Here is a 22,084-nt window from a genome sequence, read left to right as displayed (position 1 = left end):
CCCCGACTGCCGTCCGCGAGCGCCAGCCCGCCGGTGCGCAGCCCGTACAGGCCCGCGCCGAAGATCGGCAGCCCCACCACCAGGAACGTGCCCACCACGACGTGCGAGGTGGAGACCGGGTCGCCAACCATCCCACGCAGCAGCACCCGCAGCGCGGGCACCTCCAACACCAGCACCAACACCGCCAGCAGCACCGCGAGCGCCGGCCGCCGCGTCCGGTAGACACCGTCACCGGGCGGCGGCCCGTCCGACGACCGGGGTACGACCGCCGGCATCGGACCGGTCGGCATCTCCAGCGGGTTCGGCGGCGTCGCCGGCTCGGCCGGTACGGTCGGGCGCTCACCGATGGTCAGCGCGGTGGCCGAGCCCGGACTCGGCCGGCCGCCGACGGAGATCTGCGTAACGCCGCCCGTGGCAGGCTCGGCCGGCCGGCCCGCGTCCTCGATCGGATAGCCTCCGAGCGGGCCGGAACGGGCCGGGTCCGGGCTCCCGGCCGGCGCCTCCGCGCCGAAACCTCCGAACGAGGCGGAACCGGCCGGGGTGGAGTTGTCGGCACCGAAACTCCCGAACGAGGCAGAACGGGCCGGGTCGGCGCCGGCGAGGGCGTCGGTCCCGCGCGACCCGAGCGGGTCCGGCCCGCCGCGCGACGCGGTGCCGAGCGCGTCGACGCCGCTGCGGGACACCGCACCAAGCCGGTCGTCCCCGTGCCCGGCCGCCGCCTCCCGGGCCGCGCGTCGGCCGGCCCGCCCCGGCAGCTCGCCGGAAACCTCCGGGTCGTCCGGGCGCTGTGACCGCCAACCACTCGTGTCGTCGACAAGCGGATCGGCGGCGGAGTACCGGCCCGACTCGGCGTACCGGCCCTCGCTCGCCCGCTGCTCCGGGGCGCGGTAGTCGTCGTCGCGGTAGCGCGGCTCGCCCGCGGCGCGCCAGTCCGACTCGTACCCGCGGTCGCCCCACCGCGGTTCCTGCTGATCCTCGGGATAGCTCCGTCGTCCGTCCACGACGGGCACGGTATGCGACCGCCACCAGCGGCGCCATTCGGGCTGGTCGGGCCGTCAGCCCAGCTCACAGCAAACATCAAGATCTACAACGCGGCGCCCGCACTGACTACACGGGCATTGGTCGATCGGCGCACGCTCAACCGTCATTGCTCGCACCGCCCCGGCTCACCCCGCAGCGGCACCGACACGACCGGGCGGGTGGGCGGAGAGGCTTGCTGCGGGGAGGGCGAGGCAGTCGACGTCTGCGCTTGGACTGATGAGCAGGACCTCGGCAGCGGCCCGGGTTGCGGAAGATTCGCCCTCAACTACCTAGGAATTCTTTTTCTACTTCGATGAGCCTTTTCCGAGCTGAGCTTGCAGCTCGGGGCGGCTGTGGCAGACCCGGTGATCGATGAGTGCGAGGCTCCAGGTAGGACAGCTGTCGACCAACACTCGAAGCCCCGACCGGGAGCCTCGCCATGCTGTCCTACCCCGCCACGATTCCGTTGTCCAGCCGCACCCTGAACCACCGCGCCGAACGCATCCGCGGCCACCGCAAGCAGCGCCGCTCCCGGTGGCGGCGCCTCGACCCCGGCCGGCAGGCGCTGCTGGCTCTCGCCCACCTGCGCAACGGCGACACCTACACCCGACTCGCGGCCGGCTTCGAGATCGGCGTCGCCACCGCCTGGCGCTACGTGCAGGAAGCGATAGCCCTGCTCAGCTCGACCGCCGGCAACCTGGCCACCGCCATGCAGCGGATCCGCCGACTGGCGTACGCAATCCTGGACGGCACCCTGATCCCGATCGACCGGGTCGCCGACCAGAAACCGTACTAATCCGGGAAACACAAGCGCCACGGCGTAAACGGGCAGGTCATCGCCGACGCCGCCGGCCGGCTCGTCTGGGCTTCACCAGCGCTGCCCGGCTCGGTGCACGACCTGACCGCAGCCCGAACCCACGGCATCAACGACGCGTTGACAAGCGCAGACGTGATGACCTTCGCCGACAAGGGCTACCAAGGAGCCCACGGCAGCGTGCGCACCCCGTTCAAGCGGCACCGCTTCCGCCCGAAGCTGTCACGCCGACAGACAGCCGTCAACCGGACCCACGCCAAGATCCGCGCCCGCGGCGAACGCGCGATCGCCACCCTCAAGACCTGGAAGATCCTGACCAAGCTGCGCTGCTGCCCACGGCGAACGACCCCGATCGTGCAGGCCATCCTCGTCCTGCACCACGTCGAAGCCAACCGCTACGCAGGATGAAAAGGGCTCAATGATTTCTTCCTGCGACAACTCCGGCGCAGCCCGCCCGACAGAACGCATCCAACCGATGAACGAATCCGGCAACTGGATATTGTATTTGCGGACGTAGTATGCAAATACAGCCGGCCGCACCCACCTGCCATCCGTTCTGATGGCCAAGCGGCCAATGGGATCGCGACGTCCTCGATCACATCGAACACATTTTCTGCAGTGGTAGCCAGCACGGCGCCTGCAGCCAGGTAGTCAGCGACCTTGACACGCACCACGCCCTCCCCACCCCCAGCTCCTCCGCTAGACAAGGTCCATTCGGGTCACCATGTGGCAACTCACGGTAAAATCGAACCGTCTCGACAGGCATACGGCAACCTTCCGGTAAGGCGTTGAACTCCTTGAAGAGTCGCGACGGGATAGCGCATTCAACCGCGCCTTCGCTCAAGAAGTCTTTCATGGGATCCATAAACAACTCGTTTTCAACGACTGCGACAGGATACGACTAAGATGCGCAATCCTTAGCAAGAACTCGAAGAGCCAGGCAACGTTTACCCGGAACGCTGCCTGGCTCTTCCAGACCACCTTTGAGCATCAGTGCGATCTGCTGAATTCGTTATTTTGGATTCGCTATCCGCGCCAGCGCGAGGGTTTCTACACCTGACTGCAGCGCCGAGGAGAGATCCTCCTGTGCAGCACGCCGCCGCTCTCCCAATATTGCGTCCGCCTCCTGCATATTCGAAATTTCCTCGAATCGCCTCCATGCCTCATATACGGCGCGAGTCTGTTCAAGTGGAAGCCCGGCCAGAATAGCCGTCCCTTTAAGCCCACGCCGCAAGCCTTCTCTTCCTTAAAGAACCACAGCGTAAACAGAGAATTTTCTGCAATAAAGCACCCAAGGAGCACAAGAACCTCGTGACCAAGATAGTCGCACGACAGCGACCTTATCGCAAGATTCGCCTCAACACTCTTACTGGGTTCTAGCAGCTCACCCGGCGGCTCCCACTCATCCGGCAACTCACTGAGCCAATCAAAATCAGCCATTGGCACTCACCCCTGCTACTCCGACAACCAGCTTCCATGGATGCTAACGATGCTTCCTGCGTAGCCACTCCGTTGCAGCCTTCGTGGTTTCGGTATCCAATACGCCGCCCGCCCGGATAACCCGGGCACAATTCGTTACAACAGGTGAAATGCCAGCAAGATCTGCTTCCATCGGCTCCAGCACTGGATTACGGCACCGCTACGGGTCGTAGTGTCGGCTTGGCACTCGTCACGGTCGGCGTCAACGCCCCATGCGGAGTCAATTTGCGAAGGCGAATTGGCGGATTCGGCCGAGTCAGAATGAACACTACCGTAGACCCCAGAGGGCCAGGCCAGGCTTTACTAGAAGCCTGGCCTGGCTCCTCCGGACCGCCATTGACGTTACGCCTTGCGCCGACAGGCTCCCGTTCTGGATTTACAACCTTCTCCCGCGAGATGGTTACCACACCCGCCTGCAGCATCTCGGAAGCTCATCCCAGGCACCTCAATAGCTACACTACGGACTCCCGCCAATCCGTCGGACGATGCTTGACATTCCCTCCGCAGCAGCTCTCAACGCGTGGTCAAGAGCAGCAAGATACTTCACTCGATTTTGAACATAGGAGTCGGAGGACACCTTCTGCCACGCATCCCGGTAAGCATCCTCTAGATCAAGGACCTCTTCGACAAGTTCAGCTCGCTGGTCGAATGAAAGACCAACCTTACCCTGCAGGAGCATGCTTAGTTGAGCCCTGGTCGAAATAACGTCCCCGACGAGGCGAATATGTGCTAAACCAACCCTCTTGCTTAAGAGGATCTCCGCAAGGACAGCATCGTGATGTTCCTCTTGACCTAGCAACGCAGCCCCTAGCCTAGAGTCCTTTTGAGCGCAACCATTCCTCGCGCTCCTGCCGGTATATCTACGCCACCAGCTCGCAGAATCGACACGCAGTAGGTTACGCAACTATTGTGAATGCCATCATAGCCGCCGAGGTCCGCTCCAATTGAGCGTTGCTGGGCCCGCATGGCCGCTCCCACATCAGGAACATCGAAGGTTCGCTCAATTACGTTTGGACCAAGTGGCTCCGCTCGCGCACCCGTCGTCGGGAGACCATTTGGGCTTCCTACCCCATCCAATCCTGGGATTACTTGCTCAGTCTCCAGCGACCTACCGCCGCCCTCTACCCGAATAGTGGCATGCTGTATATCGACGTCCCAACGCACGGTTGCCTTACCACCACAGTTGTGTACGAGGACCGGTGTGTTGCCGGCGATTACATAGTACGTGTGGACGACGGAGACCGTGAGGTCTCGCATCACCTGGCTGCCGCTGAAGTTGCGGACCTCGACGACCCTCACCGTCGCCTCGCTCGTCGAGAGCAGCCGCTCGTCCCGCGTCAACTCGCCCGCGCCGACCCACTGCTTACGGGTCACGCTCCAGAACGGGTGGTGCTGCGTCGTGTCGATCGTGGACTCGACGCCCGAGCTGTCCCGCACGACCAGATCGGTCAGGGCCTCGTCGCTGTTGACGTGCAGCTTCTCGACTGTCTGGGCGCTCGTGCCCCCACGTTCCGGGTCGTGTGCGAGGACCTTGTCGCCCTCGCGTACGTCCGCGATCGGCTCGGTCGTACCGTCGGCCATGAGGACCGGGGTGTCCGGCGCGAAACTGTGGGTCGGGCAGCCGCCCTTGGCGGTGGGCGCTCCACCACCGTTCCCACCCCCGGTCTTGCCCTTCGCCGGGGGATCGGGCTTCTTCACCGGCGGCGCAGGAGTCTTCGGAGCCGGCGGTCTCGCGCTTTCCCGGATCTCCTTCTTCAACGCCGCCATCTCAGCGGCCTCGGCCGCCGGATTGATCGATGGAGCCTTACCCCACCGAACCCGACTGATCAGAGCCGTGGCCCGGTCCATCCCCCAGTCGATGGCACTCTTGCAAAAACTCTTGATCTTGCAGGCCCAGTCAACTCCCGGAATGCTCGACACCCCGGAAAGCGCAGCCTGCCGCCAGTTGCCTTCGCTGGCGTACACCACGGCGTTGACACCGTCACACCCGGCGCCCAGCCCGACGAGGAAGAGACCGCAGCCCTCAAGGAATTCGTGGGTCTTCTGCCCACCCGACTTCTTCTTGGGCCCGCCGCCGCCGTCGTAACGGGTGTCGCCCTGGCCGAGGCCGGTCGTACCCTCGACGAGGTTCTGACACGCGTAACCGCCGAGTTTGGTGTTCCCCTCGTAGCAGAAACCGAGACCTGGGGTGGCCGATGGATTGAGGTACTCGGGGATGATCTCGCCACTGGGGTCGCTGAAGGTGACCGGGTTGTTGGCGGCGTAGGTGTAGGCGGGTAGCTGCTGCGGGTTTCCCGGATCACTGACCGGGTCGACCGAAATGAAACGGCCGATGGTCGGGTCGTACTCCCGTGCTCCGAGATGGATCAGGTCGGTGGGGTCCTGATAGCCACCGACGAACCCCTGCTTGTTGGGCCAGGTGACCGCAACGCCACGCGGGGCGCCGTAGGGGGTCTGCCGGCGTTGGGTGATGGTCTGGTTCGTGTCGTTGGCGATGCTGACCTGCGAGGTTCCCTGATGGTCGCTCGCCAGCCAGGTGATGCCGGTAACGGTACGTTGGGCGACGACCTCGCCGTTGAACGAGTAGTAGCGGGTGGCGTCGACCTGCCCGTTACTGGCGTTCTTACGGATCTCCTGGTCACCGAGGAACAGGGTGCTCCCGGTGGGGTCGGTGGCGATGAGCCGGTTGCCGCTCGCGTCGTAGACGTAGGAGTTGGTGCCGGTGCTGTCGGTCACCGACGCCAGATGTCCCTCGACGTCCCAGGTGAGGCTCTGCTGCCCCGACCTGCCCGGACGGGTCTTCATGTTGCCGACCGGGTCGTAGGTGTACGAGCCGGTGGTGGTGCCGGTGTTGTCGGTCCTGCTCCAGCCGTCCAACCGGTGCGGCTGCGCCGCGCCCGCCGCCGGGTAGGAGTAGGAAGTGGTCACCGTACCGGTCGGGGTGCCCCGCTCGGTCTGGGTCAGGCGGTTTCCGACGCGGCCCTTCGGATCGTCCGGGGCACCGAATGACCACTGCTGCCAGTAGGGCGCCGGACCACCCAGCTCCGCCTCGGCCTGCGGCTTGGCGGCGCAGTCAAACGATGCCGGCGTCCACGCCTCGGTGAGCCGGCGTTGGTGGTCGTAGGAGAAGCACTGGGTGTCCCGCGGGCGGGCACCCGAGTTGTCATCGATCTTGGTGATGTTGCCGCTGGCGTCGTAGTCGTAGAACGTGTTGGCCGCGTAGGACGGCGACACCGAACGGGTGACGGAGCTGCTGGATACCCGGCCGGTGGTCTCGTCGTACAGGTCCTTGCTCTGGACGGACTTCGCACTGAGTAACGCGGTGGCGCGGGTGATGGTGCTCAGTTCGTGAAGGTTCGTATAGCCCGAGTCGACGACGTAGTAGGTGGCGTCGATGTAGTCGGTGGCGAGGCGATCCAACATCGCGTACGTCGTGTCGTACTTGTAGGTCAGCACCTCCTGCTCGAGGCCGCCGGCGGCCGGGATGGTGAGCGTGTTGGGTGAGCCGTCTGTCAGGAAGCTCGCCTTCGAGGTGAAGCTGCAGGTGACCGCGCCGATCCCACAGAAGCCCGCCTGCGACGAGGGCAGCGTGAGCTTGGTCTGCGTCGGGTTGTACGTCTTGTCGACATTCAGGATCTCCGAGCGGTACTCCTCGGAGCCGATCCACCGCGACGCGGACTTGGTGGCGCCCTTGACCGGTGAGTCGTACGTGAACTCGGTCCGCTTCGGCCCGGTCAGGCTGGTCTCGCGAGACGTGAGCGGCCGGCCGAGGCGGTCGTAGGCGAACCAGATGTCGGGGGTGTCCGGCCGGGAGTCGGTGGTCTTCTCCAACTGGCCCAGGTTGTTGTACTGCCTGGTTGACGTCCCGGTGTCGGGGTCGGTCGTCGACGTCGGGCGGCCCTGGATGTCGTAGGTGTATGACCAGGTATTGCCAGCGGGGTCCTCGACCGTGGCCAACTGGCCCGCCGGGTGGTAGCTGTACTTCGTCTCGTCGTAGGACCCGGTGGCCGTCCGGCCGTGGTACTGCCAGAGCTTCTCGGTCCGGCCCTCCGGGTCGGTCCACACCGTGGTGGCCGCCTGACCTTGCGGAGGCTCGACGGTGACGTGGTCGCCGTGGTAGGTGGTCGATGTTCTGGCCCGCTCGACCTGAACCTTCGCCACCGAGCCGAAGAGCAGCGAGTGCTTCTGCCGGCCGGCGTTGTCGTAGAGCGTCTGCGTCTGGCTCGGCACGTCCTGGTCCAACCGGGACTCGATGACCGACGTGTTGATCGCCCCGGAGTCGTAGTAGGCCGAGTTGGCCTTGTAGATCCGACCGGCGGCGTCGTAGAACGTCTCGGTCATGATCCGGCCACTACCGTTGGCCGGCTCCTGCGTCTGCCGTTGCCGACCAAGGGCATCGAAGATCATGTACGAGGTGTCGTTGCCCCCGCCAGCATTCACTGACGTGGTGGTCACGTACGACGGTGCTGTCTTCGACAGCGAGTAACCGTAGCTGGTCGACGGTGCGGTGGGGTAGGTCACGCGTGCCCGGTTCGGCAACCACGCCTGCATGGCGCGACCCATCGCGTCATAGGTGTACTCGGTGACGTAGTTGTTGGCGTCCGTGCTCTTGACCACCAGTCCGGTGGTCGGGTCGAGGTCGACGGTGGTCGTCCACAGCAGTGGATTCGTGGTGGTCTGCTGGGTGACCGGGCCACCGCTGGCCGGAACATAGGACGTGGTCGTCTTCTCGCCGGCGATGTCGGTGGATTCGGTCATCCGACCCCGGGCGTCGTAACCGGCGGTGCCGACCTCCTGGTAGGTGCGGGTACCGCCGGTGAAGGACGTGATCCTCTCCGTCTTGGTGAGCAGGCCCCGGCCCGGAGCGGTCCCATATGCCTGGGAGTCGTAGCTGAACCGGACGTCACCGAGGATCTGCTTGTCGTCGGTGGGGCTGGACGAACACTTACCGACCCATCCGTTGATCCGCTTGACCGGAGTCAGCAGCCAGTCCCCGGTGTTGCGGACGTACTCGGTCTTGGTGCACCGCTCGTTGCCGGCGGTGGCCGCGTTTCGGGTGTCCTCCTGGGTGGTCGGCATCCCGTAGTCGTCGAAATCCGTGGTCGACGTGCTGCGCCGCCAGCCCGTGTCCGTGGCGATTCGCGTCTTCGCCGTACGCACCCGCACGTATCGGGACTCGGCGATCGGGCTTCCCGCCCGGGTGGCCGTCGGAGGGTCGGACCGCCACATGTCGAAGACGGTGGCGGACAGCACGGTCCCGTCCAACCAGGTGACCGTCTCGCGGGGGGATCCGCTGAAATGTTCGTAGTCGTTGACCGCGCCGCCTTCCAAGCCTTGGACCTGGGAGGTACGCGTCCCGCCGCCGGCGAGCTTGTCCCCGTACATGCCGCGGTGGTAGAGAGTCTCGGTCTTGGTTCGGGCCGAGCCTTCACCCACGTAGGTCACCACCTTGGGGTAACCACGCCACTGCGACCAGCTACGACGGTCGTCCGGAGTGAGTCCGCTGTCGTCGTCGTAGTGCCACAGGGCCTCGTTGTCATCGTTCAGGTACTCATACGCGGTACGCAGCGGTCGCGCTCCACCGGTGGGATCGACCTGCTGGACTTCCTTCACCACATACTTGTGGAAGAAGTCGGTGACCTTGTTGGTCTCGCCCGGCGGTGTCCATTTGATCGGATAGCAGAGCAGCTTGTTGCTGTCCAACGCACTCGTCGAGGGCATCACGCTGCCCTTGACACATTGCGGGCCACTGTAGGTGACGAAGATCTGGCCACCGGTCTCCAGCGTGATCAGGTTGACCCGGTGCCAGTTCATGGCGAGGGCCCAGTCACTTCCGGCGGCGTCCACCCGGTTCTGCTTCTGGATACCGGAGAAGGTGACCTCCGGCGCGGTGATGGTGCCCCCGTTGAGGCCCTTGTGGGTGATGCCGTCGAGCCACAGGCCGGCCCGGGTGCCGTCACCCGGGTCGAGGAACGCATGCCGGAACGTCCACGAGTCGGCGTTCTGGTAGGCCGAGGCGGTCGCCTTCCACGCCTTGGTGGTGATCTGCGTGGTGCGCTTGGCGGACCAGAATGTCGGCGCGACGTTGTTGCAGGGCTTGGTGGTTGCGGTGCAGTTCTGGTCCCACGGCGTGTCCGGCCAGGTCGTGGCGTTCTTCGTGGTGCAGTTCGTCAAGCAGCGGTCGACGTTGGTGAACTCGACGCGACCCGGGGTGTTCTCGACATACGGCGACGCGGCGGCATACTCGTTGTTGTCTCGGTTGTCACTACCGTAGTCGATGCGGGTCAGGTAGCCGGCCCGGTCGTAGACCACGGGCGACGAGGCCGCCAGGTTCTTGGCGTAGTAGTTGGTCTCCTTGGCCCACCAGTACGACATGGTGTTGCCGTGGATGTCCTGGACGTAGTCAAGGTTCCATCGCCAGGCCTGTGGCTTGCCGTTGCAGTCCGAGGCGGCGAAGGTCGCCGCGTTGCAGGGCTCACCCGGGTTGTTGCCGTAGACGGGCACGGTGAGGACCGAGTTGGTCGTCGGGCGATCGGTCGCCCAACCAGGAAGCCGGTGACGGCCGAACCAGTACTGCGTGCCGTCGGTGGTGGTGACCTTCCAGTACTCGTTGTCGTCGTCGCCGTTCGCGTACGCCGCGCTCGTGAGCAGCTCGACCTTGGCGCCGTTCTCACTGCGCGGGTGCCACTTGCCGTCGCTGCCCTTCAGCAGCTCGACGGTGCTGCCGTTGAGCGACATCAGGGCGTTCTCCGGGCCCCAGCACAGATCCCCGGTCTTGACCGAGTTGTTGGCGTTGCCGCCCATGTCCTCGGCGCACGCCTTGTACCGACGCTCGACGAAACCCGGGGAATAGTCGAAGCCCTCCCCGAACAGGCCGGGTTGGTTGTTGGTCGCGGCGTGCCGGCCGTCGACCGATTGGGAGGAGTAGCCGAGGCCGAGGCTCGGTTCCGGCCCACCGGGCCCAGGCGGAATCCGCATCGGGTAGGACCACTGGAAGCCTCCGGTGGCACCGCCGTGGCTCCACGACGACGAGGAAGCGAGGCTGGAGGCGGCGAAGTTACCGGCGCCGCCGGACGGGCCACTGGTCAGCGCGAAGAGGTTTCCGCCGGCCGCCGCTGCTCCGGCGGTGGTCCGTGGGCCCGCCACGGCCGGGGACACCGGAACGGCCGCGGACACCATCCGGGTCCGCACATCGTTGCTCGATTTCGTCGGTACGGGTCGGCAGCTCGCCGCCGCCGGAGTGCTCAAGGCGCAGTCGGGCAGCCGGATCAACCGCAGTCGCGAGGCCCAGTCGGCGCCGTACGCGGACGCGAAAGCGGCATAGTCGACGGCTACCTCGACGTCGCCGGCTGACCGTACGCCGTCGGTACGACTGACCCGCATCAGCAGGCCGTTGACGCCGGCTGCCTCGGCGGCGGTCTTGGCCAGCAGTTCGACGCGGACCTTACCCGGCGTCGGTACGGCCCGGGCGGTCGTCGAAGCGGCCACCGCACGGACGGTGACCGGCAGGGAACCGGCCCGAGCCGGCGTCGCCGCTCTGGCGGAGCCGTCCAGGATCACTTCCCCGATGCCCGGCGCCGGCCAGACTGGCGCGGGACGTCGTACCTTCGCCGCAGCGGCGTCGGTGTCGGGGATGGGCTTGCTGGAGGACGCCTTGTGCAACGGGGCGGAGGAATACCGTTGCGGATCGAGGTGCTTGGCCGGCATCGGTTGCTCCGCGCGTGCCGGCAGCTGACCGCCGAGCGTGGCAGCGAGCACCACGGCCAGTCCGATGGTGAGGCCGCGGCGGGCGTGGCGCCATGCGGCGTCGACAGCCGGCATTCGCCTGACGCGGTACTGCCGTCGGCCGGTTGAGAGAGTACTCATCAAGGCCCTTCAGGGGAGAGGATTGGCGGGCCCGCGTCCCCGGCGGGCGCGGGTCGGTTCGGGCGTCACCCGTCGGCGACGCCCATACTGGTTCCGGTGTCAGTCCGTGCTGGCGAAGACCGCTTGGACCTCCGCAGCGCTCAAGGCGCCCTGCCATACCTGCACCCGGTCGATGTCGCCCTGGAAATAGTCGGCGGGCGCGCCCCACCTGCCCCGCCCGACCGCCAACACACCCGTGCCGTGCCATGGAGCGAAGGTGGGCACGCCCTGCTTGACCAGCGCACCGTTGACGTATAGGTTCATCGTTTTCGTGGTGGCATCCTGCACGGCGGTGAGGTGGGTCCACTGGTTGACCAGACAGTCGCTGCCGGTCACGTAGAAACCGGCGGCGGAGGTGGAATCGCTCGCCCGCAGCATCACCGACCACTTCGAGCCCGAAGCATCGGTCCGACAGCTCAGGAACGAGCTCGAGATGTTCAGACCGTCCTGCGCGATCACGGTGCGTGCGCCCGCGCCGCCGGCGAAGCGCACCCAGGCCGACACGGTGTAGGACTGGTCGGTGCGCAGCACCGGCCCACTGGTCTGTGCATCCCCGGAGAGGCCGTCGAAGCGCAAGGCCGTCGAGGTGTTGTAGCTGTCGGGGATCCAGTCGGCTGCGGGCGCCGGCTTTAGGGTCAGCGGGGTGCGATAGTCGGAGGAGTCCCCGACTTCGCGTGGCTCGTCCCGGTCGTCGCTGTCCATGTCCCACTGGCCCACCCGAACGGGCGCGACGATTTCGGCCAGGTCCGTCTCCGGGTCAACAGCCCGGTCCCACACCCGAACCTCGCTGATCGCCCCGTTGATCCAGCCGGTGGGCGCACCGTTGCGCCCAGCACCGATCAGCAGCGGTCCAGAGGCCGCCCACGGCAGCGCACTTGTCGAACCCGTGCCCTTGCGGACTCCGTTGACATAGAGCGCGAGCTGGCTGCTGGAGCCGGCGTCGTAGACACCGGCCAGGTGCATCCATACCCCCGGTTGCACCGGATCTACGGCACACGCCGGTGACGGCGTGGAAGCTGCGTTGGCCATGTCGGCGACGTAGCTGACGAAGCACCACCGTTGTTTCGTCGGGTAGTACTGAAGTTCGAACGGGCTCTTGTTGGCACCCACCTGGGCCATCAGCACGCCGCCGACGACATCAGCCCGGACCCAGGCGGCGAAAGAGAAACTGCGCGTGGTGTTGACCACGGGACCGCTAGTCGCGGCCTGGTCGTTGCCGTCGAACTTGACCGCCCAGTCCTTGCCACTCCTTCGGCTCGTTCCCAGTACGCGGGAGTCCGCCCAGATCGGTGACGGGCTCAGCACGGCAGCGGCACCGCCATCGATCTTGTTGACCAGCGCGGTACCCGAACCCTCGTCGATCGCCCAATGCGCGACCGGCGCGGACGGGTCCCCGGCCAGAAAGGCGTAGTCGTAGGGGGCGGTGGAGTTACCTGCCTGGTCACGGCTCCGCACGGTGAGCACGTTCTCGTGCCGAAGCGTCGGAGTCACCCAGACCGTGGCGGCGCCTCCGAGTTGGGGTGCGCGCACGACCGTCTCCGGGCCGCCGTTGACCTGATACATGTAGTCGTAGACGTCTGCCGAGCCGTTCGCCGAGAAGGTGAAGCTGCCGGAGTAGCCGACCGATCCCTGGAGGTCCTGGTTGGTGCCGCGTGGCGGGGATTCCAGATAGAGCCCGTCAGTCGGCGTGACCGCCGGGGTCGATGCGGGTGCGGAGTAGTCGATGGAGAACTCACACCACGGGGACGCGTTCGACGATCCACCGAGCGTGTCCTTCGTCACCACCTGCCACCGGTACAGTTCGCCGTTCACCGCCTTGGCGGACAACTGCAGCTCGGCCTTAGCTCCCGGCGCCACTCCGGAGTCGGTCTTCGGCCAGCCGGACACGGTCGTCCAGGTGCTGCCGACCAGCTTCTGCAGCGTGAAGACACCGGAGAGGCTGCCGCCGCCGCTGCCGTCGGGGTCGCTCACCGTCGCCTTCAACCACGGAAAGTCCGAGCGCACTGCCGGCCGGGACGTCCCACTCAGGCAGGCCTGCGCAGGCGCGGTGTACCCGGCGTGCATGGACAATTGCGCCGCAGTCGGGGTGTTGGGGTTGGTGTTGTACTCCACCGTCAGCTTGGTCTGCACCGGGTCGAACTTCTTCCACCAGTTACTGGTCGACTCCGAAGACCCGTCGGACTGCCGGGTCGACAGCGCCAGGGTGTAGATGTCCTGCCCCCGGTTGGCACTGATGTCGTCCGCGACGTTCTGGCTGCTGAATTCCATCGGCTTGTCCGGCTGCGGGTCGTCGTCACAACCTTGGCCCGTGGACGGCTTGTGCGCGTGCGCGGAGCGTTCCTCCAACCACAGTGAGAAGCTCGGGCCGGACCAGGCCTGCTTGCCCGTGGTTGCCATGTCCGCGGTGCGCCAGAGGTTCACCGGCGTGCTGTCGCAGTCCCACGAGTGGGTCATCTCGGTCAGGAACTTGGCGCTCCGGATCGTCCTACCGGACAGCGAGGTGAGCTTGAACGAGAAGTACGACCGGTAGGTGCCGGAGCCCTCCGGATCCTTCCCGACCCGGGCCACACCGTCGTTCCGAGTCGCGTCGTTGGTGCTCGCGTAACCCCAACGGGTCTTCTCGATGGTGCTCCACGGGTCGATGATGACGGGATATGTAATGTCCTTGCCCCGCAGCAGCGATTGGTCCGGTCGGATCACCAGGTCCTCACCCTGAACGCTGGTCGGGATCTCCGCGGTACGCGCATGGTCCGGTACCGTGCGCAGTGCCTCCCGCCGGTCCTGTAAGGCGAACGCGGTCGCTGATCGGCTCCTGCCGCCTTGGCCGACCGACGTCACCCCCGTCGAATCCCACATCAACGCGCCGCCCGCGGACAGCGCTGATCGGCCTCCTCCGTCCACCACCTGGAATCCGCCCCCCGGCCGGGACCGCGTGGTCAAAGAGCCAGTGGTCCGCAATGCGAACCGCAACTCGTCGAGCGCCGGGTTCGCTGCGGCCTCCGCGGACTTCACCACTAACGCCCAGGTGAAACCGTCCCGTAGTGCCCTCAGCCTCAGATCCACCTCTGGCAGCACCGAGGCGTACACGGCCGTGTCACCGTCGAGGGACGGGGCCGGCAGCTCACCCGGCCAGGACAGGGACACCTGCCCATCGGCAAGGAGCATCCGAATCGCCGGTCCATTGCCGCCCGCGGCGAACGTCACATCGACCCCGGTCGCCACCGGGGCCAGTGACCCGTCGGTACGGCGTTCAAGCCTGGTGTCGATCTTTCGCCAGGCGCCGCCGTCACGTCCCCTGGTCCACTGCGGCTCCGCGTATGACTCCAGCACCAGGCTGCCGTGTGGAGTCGCCAGCACCCGTGAGTGCTCGTTCCTGAGGCTGGTGACCTCAACCGGCGTCTTCAACTTCCGGGCCTGCGTCAACGCGTCGGCTTCGGTCAGCACGGGTGCCTCCGGAGCCGCAATCGCCGCAGGAGCCGCCGGCTCAGCCTCCGCCGGTGACGACATGGCGGTCGGGCCGCNCCGGAAGCGAATCCAAGCCTTGTCACCAGAGCACTCCTCATGCGGTAAGCACACCAATCGGCCCGCGCGGGACGCAGGGGACGGAAGATTCATAGGTACGGCCGGCAGATGCGCCGGCCATGGCACGTAACGCTCAGAGGCGCGTCGAGGCGCGCGAGTGGTCATAGGAAGGGTGAACGTCAGCCGCCTTCTCGGGCGAAAACGCGGTTCTGTGAGGTCTCCGTCACCGCCCACCGCGCCAGTACGCGGTCGTTGCACTCTCGCCGCTCATCCAAGGCCCCCGTTCCATCCCTGTCGGCGAGGTGACAGTAAGGAATCGTTACTCATTCTGTAAAGAGCAATTACAGTGCGTGACCACAAACCGCCCAGGCGATCCCGAGAATGTCCCTGAAGTCACCGTCCGCCACCGCTGGAGATCAGCCGTCCCACCGCCGCTCCTGGTGTCGTTCGGTAGCACATCGGACCGTTGATCGTGGGTCTGTCCACAAGAGGGGGTCTATCCACAACCTCGCCACGCGTGGTGCCCACCATCACGCCCGTCGGCCGCATCCTGACCGGCATGACGAACCGGAACCAGGCCGTCGGCGCGTACGGCGAACGGTGCGCGCTGCGGCACCTGATCGCGACCGGGCTGCGCCCGATCGCCCGCAACTGGCGCTGCCCCGACGGCGAGATCGACATCATCGCGTGGGAGGGCCCGGTCCTCGCGTTCTGCGAGGTGAAGACCCGACGCTCCGAGCGGTTCGGCTCCCCGGCCGAGGCGGTGGTACGGGCCAAGGCCCGCCGGCTGCGCGGCCTGGCCGCCCGCTGGCTCGCCGAGTCCGGCACCACCGCCGACGAGGTCCGCTTCGACGTGCTCTCGGTTCGGCTGCCGGCCACCGGCCGGGCCCGCGTCGAGCACCTCCGGGGCGCGTTCTGACATGGGCTACGCCAAGATCCTCAGCGTCGGCCTGGCCGGCGTCGCCGGACACCTGGTCGAGGTCGAGGCCGACCTCGCTCCCGGCCTGCCCGCCGTGATCATCTCCGGCCTGCCCGACACCGCGTTGCACGAGGCCCGCGACCGGGTGCGCGCCGCCATCGTCAACTCCGGCCAGAAGTGGCCCAACCGGCGCATCACGCTCAACCTGCTGCCCGCCACCCTGCCCAAGTACGGCTCCGCCTTCGACCTCGCCATCGCGGTGGCCGTGCTCGCCGGCTCCGGGGAACTACCCCCGGTCGCCCTCGACGCCACCGTCGTCCTCGGTGAGCTCGGCCTCGACGGCACCGTCCGCCCGGTCCGCGGCACCCTGCCCATGGTCGCCGCCGCCGCCCGGGCCGGGCACACGCGCGTGGTGGTGCCCGCCGGTAACGCCGCCGAGGCCGCCGTCATCCCCGGCGTACGGGTCCGTGCCGTCGACACCCTGCACCGGCTGGTCGCCCACGTCCGCGACGGCACGCCGCTGCTCACCCCGCCCGAGCCGCCCCCGGCCGGCGCCCCGACCGGTCCCGACCTCACCGACGTCGCCGGGCAGCCCCTGGGCCGCCGCGCCCTGGAGGTCGCCGCCGCCGGCGGTCACCACCTCGCCCTGCTCGGCCCGCCCGGCGCCGGCAAGACCATGCTCGCCGAACGACTGCCGTCGATCCTGCCCGAGCTGGACGACGAGGCCGCGCTGGAGGTGACCGCGCTGCACTCGATCGCCGGCCTGCTGCCGCCCGGGGGCGGGCTGCTGCGCCGTCCCCCGTTCCAGGCGCCCCACCACACCGCCACGGTGCCCGCGCTGGTCGGCGGCGGCTCCGGGTTGGCCCGGCCCGGCGCGGTGTCGCTGGCCCACCGGGGTGTCCTGTTCCTCGACGAGGCTCCCGAGTACAGCAAGGGGGCGCTGGAGGCGTTGCGCCAGCCGCTGGAGAGCGGCCGGGTCCGGGTGGCGCGCACCCGGGGCGCCGTCGAGTATCCGGCCCGTACGCAACTGGTGCTGGCCGCCAATCCGTGCCCGTGCGCGAAGCCGTCCGGCGACGTCGACTGCGAGTGCCCACCGCAGGTGCGGCGGCGCTACCTGGGGCGGCTGTCGGGGCCGCTGCTCGACCGGGTGGACGTGCAGGTGAGCCTGATGCCGGTGCGTGCGGCGGAGCTGTTGCAGACCGGCGCCCCACACGAGTCCTCGGCCACCGTGGCCGGCCGGGTCCTCGCCGCGCGCCACGCCGCAGCCGACCGCTGGCGCTCCACCGGGCACCGGGTGAACGCCGACGTGCCCGGCCCCCACCTGCGCCGCCCGCCCTGGCACCTGCCGGGGCGGGTCACCCGGGAGCTGCGCCGCCGTTTGGACAACGGTGCGCTGTCCGCGCGTGGGTACGACCGCGTCCTCCGGATCGCGTGGACCGTCGCCGACCTGGACGGCCGGGATCGACCCGACGGCGACGACATCGGGGAGGCCATCCAGCTCAGGACGGGAGAGGGCACATGACGACCGAGGACGACCGCCGACTGGCCCGCGTCGCGCTGACCTGGCTCGCCGAGCCGGGCACCCGCTCGGTCCACCATCTGGTCCAACACCTCGGCCCGGTGGCCACGTTGGATCTGCTCCTGGCCGGCGACGCGCCGGACCGGACGCTCCGGTCGGCCGTGACGGCGCGCACCACGGCCGGCGACGCCCGCGCGGTCGCGGCGGAGGCGTTGGCCCGCGCCGAGCGGCTCGGGGCCCGACTGGTCACCCCGGAGGACGACGAGTGGCCGACGTCCGTCGGGGACCTGCGGCTCCTGCAGCTCTCCGGCGCCGCCCGGAGGGTCGACGTGGAGACCGCCCCACCGCTCTGCTTCTGGGTACGCGGTGGCTGGCCGCTCGGCGGGACGCTGACGCGCTCGGTGGCCGTGGTCGGTGCCCGGGCGGCCACCCCCTACGGCACACACGTCGCCACGGAGCTGGGCTACGGGCTGGCCGACCGCGACTGGTCGGTGGTCTCCGGCGGCGCGTTCGGCATCGACTCGGCGGCGCACCGTGGCGCGTTGACCGGGGGTGGACGCACCGTCGCCGTGCTGGCCTGTGGGGTGGACCGCCCGTACCCGATGGGCAACGCCTCGTTGTTCGACCGGATCGCCGAGACCGGCCTGCTGGTGAGCGAGTGGATGCCGGGCGCCGAGCCGTTGCGTCCCCGTTTCCTCATCCGCAACCGGGTCATCGCCGCGGCGACCAGGGGCACGGTGCTGGTCGAGGCGGCCGCCCGCAGCGGCGCCACCCAGACCCTCAAGCGGGCCCTCGGTCTCAAGCGGCCGGCGATGGTGGTGCCCGGGCCGGTCACGTCGGCGATGTCGGTGGGCGGGCACGAGGTGCTGCGCGAGTATCCGTACGCGCGGCTGGTCGCCAACGTCGCCCATGTGCTGGAAGAGGTCGGCCGCATCGGCGACGACCTGGCGCCGCTCGCGCGCGGGCCGGAGCGCCCGCGGGACCGGCTGGACGACGAGGCCACCCAGGTGCTCGAAGCGCTGCCCCGCCGCCGGACGATCGGCCTGGAGAGCATCGCGGCGCGGGCCGGGGTGGACGTGCGCACCGCGATGCGGAAACTGTCCATGCTGGAGGAACTGGCCATGGTGGTACGCCGGGACGACGGCTACGCGCTCGCTCCGCCCACGCCGGGTGAGCGAGGGTGAAGATGTCAGTCGCCCTCGAACCGGATCTCGACGTCGCGGCCCTCCAGGCAGCGGCGGGCCAGCCGGGCCAGCCGGCGGATCTGGTCGGTCTCCGCCGGCACCCGGGCCGCCTCGGCGAGGCACCGCAGCTCGGTGAGCAGGTGCGGCACCCGGTCGGCGTCCACGACCAGCTCACCGAGGGGAACGACGCGGTCCAGCAGCGGGGTACGCCCGCCCCCGCGCACCCGCGTGAGCAGGTCGAGCAACACGTCCTGCGGGTCCGCGACGACCTCGATCGAGATGTACGACGACCGGCGGCGGTCCGCCCCGGCGCGCACCCGCCGGTAGAGGACGGCATCCACTCCCACGCCCGGTCCCTCCCTCGTACCGCGTCACCGTCGCGGGAAGGCCCCGCCCGTCCGCCGCCGACTCGACCCTCCGCCGTTCGCCGCCGGTCACCCGTGAGGACGCGACGGCGAGGCGAGGTAGGCCGCCGGCAGACCTCCTCGCGGCACGAGTTTCCCCTGTCCATGGCTTTCTCTGCCACCCCACGCGCGATCGGCGCCCTGCCGGACCATGTGGCGGCCGTAGGGTGGAGCGGTGCTCGTCCACCAGACCCGCCTTCGACGGCACGACCGAACGCGCCGGCGTCGGCCGGAGCGGGTGGAGTCGACCCGTGGCTGAGCGGCGGCCCGGCACCCGGGCCGCACACGAGGAGCTGCCCGCGCCCATGCGCGAGGCGGTCGACGACTTCGCCGACCACCTGTCCCGGGTGCGCAACCGCTCCGCGCACACCGTCCGGGCGTACGTCACGGATCTGGTCTCGCTGCTCGACCACGCGACGAGGATGGGCTGCGCCGATCTGTCGGGGCTGGATCTCACGGTGCTGCGCAGCTGGCTGGCCAAGCAGCGGACCATGGGTGCAGCCCGGACGACCATGGCCCGACGGGCCGCCGCCGCCCGCACCTTCAGCGCCTGGGCGCACCGGGCCGGCCTGCTTCCGCTCGACGTCGCCGCGCCGCTTGCCAGCCCCCGGGGCGGCCGGGAGCTGCCCACCGTCCTCCGCGCCGACCAGGCAGCGGCGTTGATGGACGCGCCGACGCGGGTGTCGGATGCCGAAAGCCTCGCGAACGCAGCGAGCCCGGCAGGCACCGCGAGCCCGGCGGGCACAACAAGCCCGGCAAACGCCGCGAGCCCGGCGGGCGCAACGAGCGGTTCCCCCGGTAGCCGGGTGACGATCGCCGCCGGCGGAGACGGCGACGGTGCACCCGAGGCCGTGCTGCTGCGGGACCGGATGCTGCTGGAACTGCTCTACGGCACCGGCATCCGGGTCAGCGAGGCATGCGGACTGGACGTCACGGACGTCGACCAGGTCCGCCGGGTGGTACGCGTACTCGGCAAGGGCGGGCGGGAACGGACGGTGCCGTACGGGGTGCCGGCGCAGCAGGCACTGGACGCGTGGCTGGACCGTGGCCGACCGGCCCTGGTGACGGCCGGCTCCGGCAGCGCGTTGCTGCTCGGCGCGCGGGGTGGACGGCTCAATCCGACCACCGCCCGCCGGATCGTGTCCGGCTGGGCCGGCGTCGCCGGGGTGCCCCGGGTGACCCCGCACGGGCTGCGCCACTCGGCCGCCACGCACCTGCTCGAAGGCGGCGCGGACCTGCGGGCCGTCCAGGAGTTGTTGGGGCACTCGTCGCTGGCCAGCACGCAGATCTACACGCATGTGTCGGTGGAGCGGCTGCGCGCCGCCTACCGGCAGGCGCACCCCCGCGCCTGATCCGCCGCTCCCACGCCCTCGCCGCTGATCCCGGCGGGTGCCACGACTTCGGAATCGGCTACGTCGGGTCGGGCATCCGATGATCGATGGCGGGCTACGATCGACGGATGACGGTGCCGCAGCCGCCCGAGCCGATTCCCGGTGCCCGGCTGCTCTTCTCCCTCGACCCGTCCGTCAGCCACCTCAACCACGGCGCCTACGGTGCCGTGCCGATCGTCGTGCAGCGCGCCCAGCAGCGCCTACGCGACGAGATGGAGTCGAATCCGCAGCGGTTCCTCGCCCAGGGCCTGGTCGAACGCATCACTCACGCCCGGCGGCACCTGGCCGCCTTCCTCGGCGCCGACCCGGAGGGCACCGCGCTGGTCGGTAACGTCACCACCGGTGCGGCCGTCGTGTTGCAGTCGCTCGGGCTGCGCCCCGGCGACGAGGTGGTGACCACCGACCACGGGTACGCGGCGGTCGCGATGTCGGTGGCCCGCGAGTGCCGCCGGACCGGGGCGGTGACCCGGACCCTGTCGGTGCCGTTGGCGGCCACCGACGAGGAGGTGGTGGAGATCGTCCGGGCCGGGCTGCGCCCCGGGCGGACCAAGCTGTTGATCATCGATCAGCTCACCTCGCCGACCGCCCGGCTGTTCCCGGCGGCGGCGCTCGTCGCGGTGGCCCGGGAGCGGGGGGTGCCGGTGCTGGTGGACGCGGCGCACGCGCCGGGCATGCTGCCGGCCACGGTGGCCTCGGTCGGCGCCGACTTCTGGGTCGGCAACCTGCACAAGTGGGCGTACGCGCCACGCGGCACCGCCGCGCTGGTGGTGGCCGAGCCGTGGCGGGAACGAATCCAGCCGCTCGTCGTCTCGTGGGAGCAGGACGCCGGGTTCCCCGCCCGGGTCGAGTGGCAGGCCACCCTCGACTACACCGGCTGGCTGGCCGCTCCGGTGGGCGTGTTCACCCTGCGCAGCCTCGGTGTGGAGCGGGTGCGCGCGCACAACGCCGCACTGGCCGCGTACGCCCAGCGGGTCGTCGGGGACGCGCTCGCCGTCGCGCCGGAGCGGCTGCCGGAGCCCGGCGGACCGACGGTGGCCATGCGGCTCGTGCCGTTGCCGCCCGGCGTCGCGACGACGGTGGACGCGGCCCGCGATCTGCGGGCCGCGATCGCGGACCGGCTCGCCGCGGAGGTGTCGATCGCCGGCTGGAACGGACGCGGTTACCTGCGGCTGTGCGGCCAGGTCTACAACACCCCCGAGGAGTACGAGCGGCTGGCCCTCGGGCTGCCCACGCTGCTCGCCCGAGGTTGAGCGGCGAGGCGGTGGGTCGGCGCGGCCGACGGCGGATCCAGCGGGAGCAGCCGGACCCGGCCGAGCCCGAGCAGGGCGAGCGGGTCCAGGTAAACCGCGCCCCGGCGCAGCCCCCAGTGCAGGCAGGCCGCCGCGACGCAGCCGGGGTGACCGGCGAGCAGGTCGCCGATCGGGGTGCCGACGTCGACCCGGGTGCCCGGCAGGAGGGATGACCCGACGGGTTCGTAGGTGGTGCGCAGCCCGTCGGCGTGCCCGACGGTGATCACGGGCCGCCCGGCCACCGGGCCGGCGAAGAGGACCGTTCCGGCTCCCACGGCGCGGACCTCGGTGCCCGGGTCCGCCACGAGGTCCACGCCCCGGTGCCCGGACAGCCAGGGTTCCGGTGGCGGGTCGAAGCGCCGCGCCAGCCGGGGCGGGCCGGGCAGCGGCCACCGGAACCGCGCCGCCGGCCCTGTTCGCGGCACGGACCCGGGAGCCGCGACCGGCCCGACCGGCGCCGGCTGCGGACCGGGGGTCGGTTCGGCGGATTGGGCTGGCATGAGGAGCAGCACCAGCAGCAGGGCCGGGCCGACCCGGCCGATCGGAGCAACCATGCCGCACACCCTGCCCGCGTCGCCCCCCGTCCCGCCACCGCCGGTGGGCGGCGCTGTGGACGAAGACCGGGTTGTGGACGACCG

General features: G+C 69.1%; 10 protein-coding genes and 1 pseudogene. 6 read left to right on the top strand and 5 right to left on the bottom strand.

The window, feature by feature from the left end; genetic code table 11:
- Positions 1-1,001 (bottom strand): hypothetical protein (locus B1205_RS20285; protein ID WP_254910057.1); only part of this gene is annotated, 1,001 nt, incomplete at its 3' end.
- A 458-nt stretch (positions 1,002-1,459) separates the two neighbouring features.
- On the opposite strand from B1205_RS20285, the pseudogene B1205_RS20280 reads away from it, so the two are divergent.
- Positions 1,460-2,242 (top strand): annotated as a pseudogene (locus B1205_RS20280) (transposase family protein).
- Between the two features lie 1,878 nt (positions 2,243-4,120).
- Here the strand turns inward: B1205_RS20280 and B1205_RS20275 are convergent.
- Both B1205_RS20275 and B1205_RS20270 read right to left on the bottom strand, forming a co-directional pair.
- Positions 4,121-10,801: an RHS repeat-associated core domain-containing protein gene (locus B1205_RS20275; RefSeq protein WP_140158109.1), complete on the bottom strand. Its 6,681-nt coding sequence runs from the start codon at positions 10,799-10,801 to the stop codon at positions 4,121-4,123.
- 477 nt (positions 10,802-11,278) lie between these two features.
- Entirely contained in the window at positions 11,279-14,662 is a 3,384-nt protein-coding gene (locus B1205_RS20270; protein ID WP_176308691.1) for a LamG domain-containing protein, read from the bottom strand.
- Positions 14,663-15,299: 637 nt separating this feature from the next.
- Here B1205_RS20270 and B1205_RS20265 point away from each other — a divergent pair.
- Genes B1205_RS20265 through B1205_RS20255 form a run of 3 tightly spaced genes read left to right on the top strand, consistent with a single transcriptional unit; the run spans position 15,300 to position 18,362 of the window.
- The gene (locus B1205_RS20265) at positions 15,300-15,659 is read left to right on the top strand and encodes a YraN family protein (protein ID WP_089157108.1); all 360 of its coding nucleotides are present in this window, start codon (positions 15,300-15,302) and stop codon (positions 15,657-15,659) included.
- A 1-nt stretch (position 15,660) separates the two neighbouring features.
- Complete coding sequence (locus B1205_RS20260) at positions 15,661-17,181, top strand: YifB family Mg chelatase-like AAA ATPase (protein ID WP_089157005.1); 1,521 nt, start codon at positions 15,661-15,663, stop codon at positions 17,179-17,181.
- Complete coding sequence (locus B1205_RS20255) at positions 17,178-18,362, top strand: DNA-processing protein DprA (RefSeq protein ID WP_089157004.1); 1,185 nt, start codon at positions 17,178-17,180, stop codon at positions 18,360-18,362. Before B1205_RS20260 ends, B1205_RS20255 begins: the two co-directional genes overlap by 4 nt.
- A 5-nt stretch (positions 18,363-18,367) precedes the next feature.
- Here B1205_RS20255 and B1205_RS20250 read toward each other — a convergent pair whose 3' ends face one another.
- The gene (locus B1205_RS20250; RefSeq protein ID WP_089157003.1) at positions 18,368-18,709 is read right to left on the bottom strand and encodes a hypothetical protein; all 342 of its coding nucleotides are present in this window, start codon (positions 18,707-18,709) and stop codon (positions 18,368-18,370) included.
- 362 nt (positions 18,710-19,071) lie between these two features.
- Here B1205_RS20250 and B1205_RS20245 point away from each other — a divergent pair, with 362 nt between their 5' ends.
- The gene (locus tag B1205_RS20245) at positions 19,072-20,118 is read left to right on the top strand and encodes a tyrosine recombinase XerC (RefSeq protein WP_089157107.1); all 1,047 of its coding nucleotides are present in this window, start codon (positions 19,072-19,074) and stop codon (positions 20,116-20,118) included.
- Between the two features lie 107 nt (positions 20,119-20,225).
- Positions 20,226-21,407 (top strand): aminotransferase class V-fold PLP-dependent enzyme, encoded by a 1,182-nt coding sequence (locus B1205_RS20240; protein ID WP_089157106.1) that lies wholly within the window; start codon positions 20,226-20,228, stop codon positions 21,405-21,407.
- Here the strand turns inward: B1205_RS20240 and B1205_RS20235 are convergent.
- Positions 21,341-22,000, bottom strand: coding sequence for a M23 family metallopeptidase (locus B1205_RS20235; protein ID WP_089157002.1), 660 nt, complete (start codon positions 21,998-22,000; stop codon positions 21,341-21,343). The two genes, B1205_RS20240 and B1205_RS20235, sit on opposite strands and share 67 nt — an antisense overlap.
- Between the last annotated feature and the right edge of the window lie 84 nt (positions 22,001-22,084).

This window comes from Micromonospora sp. NBS 11-29 (assembly GCF_002140155.1).
Lineage (GTDB): Bacteria > Actinomycetota > Actinomycetes > Mycobacteriales > Micromonosporaceae > Micromonospora.
The sequence above is the reverse complement of the archived record's forward strand: the minus strand, read 5'-3'. Positions and strand labels throughout refer to the sequence as shown.

Bases quoted from the DNA above. Each gene is read 5' to 3' on its own strand.
- B1205_RS20265 (WP_089157108.1), top strand. From the start codon at position 15,300: ATGACGAACCGGAACCAGGCCGTCGGCGCGTACGGCGAACGGTGCGCG.
- B1205_RS20260 (WP_089157005.1), top strand. From the start codon at position 15,661: ATGGGCTACGCCAAGATCCTCAGCGTCGGCCTGGCCGGCGTCGCCGGA.
- B1205_RS20255 (WP_089157004.1), top strand. From the start codon at position 17,178: ATGACGACCGAGGACGACCGCCGACTGGCCCGCGTCGCGCTGACCTGG.
- B1205_RS20245 (WP_089157107.1), top strand. From the start codon at position 19,072: ATGCGCGAGGCGGTCGACGACTTCGCCGACCACCTGTCCCGGGTGCGC.
- B1205_RS20240 (WP_089157106.1), top strand. From the start codon at position 20,226: ATGACGGTGCCGCAGCCGCCCGAGCCGATTCCCGGTGCCCGGCTGCTC.
- B1205_RS20235 (WP_089157002.1), bottom strand. From the start codon at position 22,000: ATGGTTGCTCCGATCGGCCGGGTCGGCCCGGCCCTGCTGCTGGTGCTG.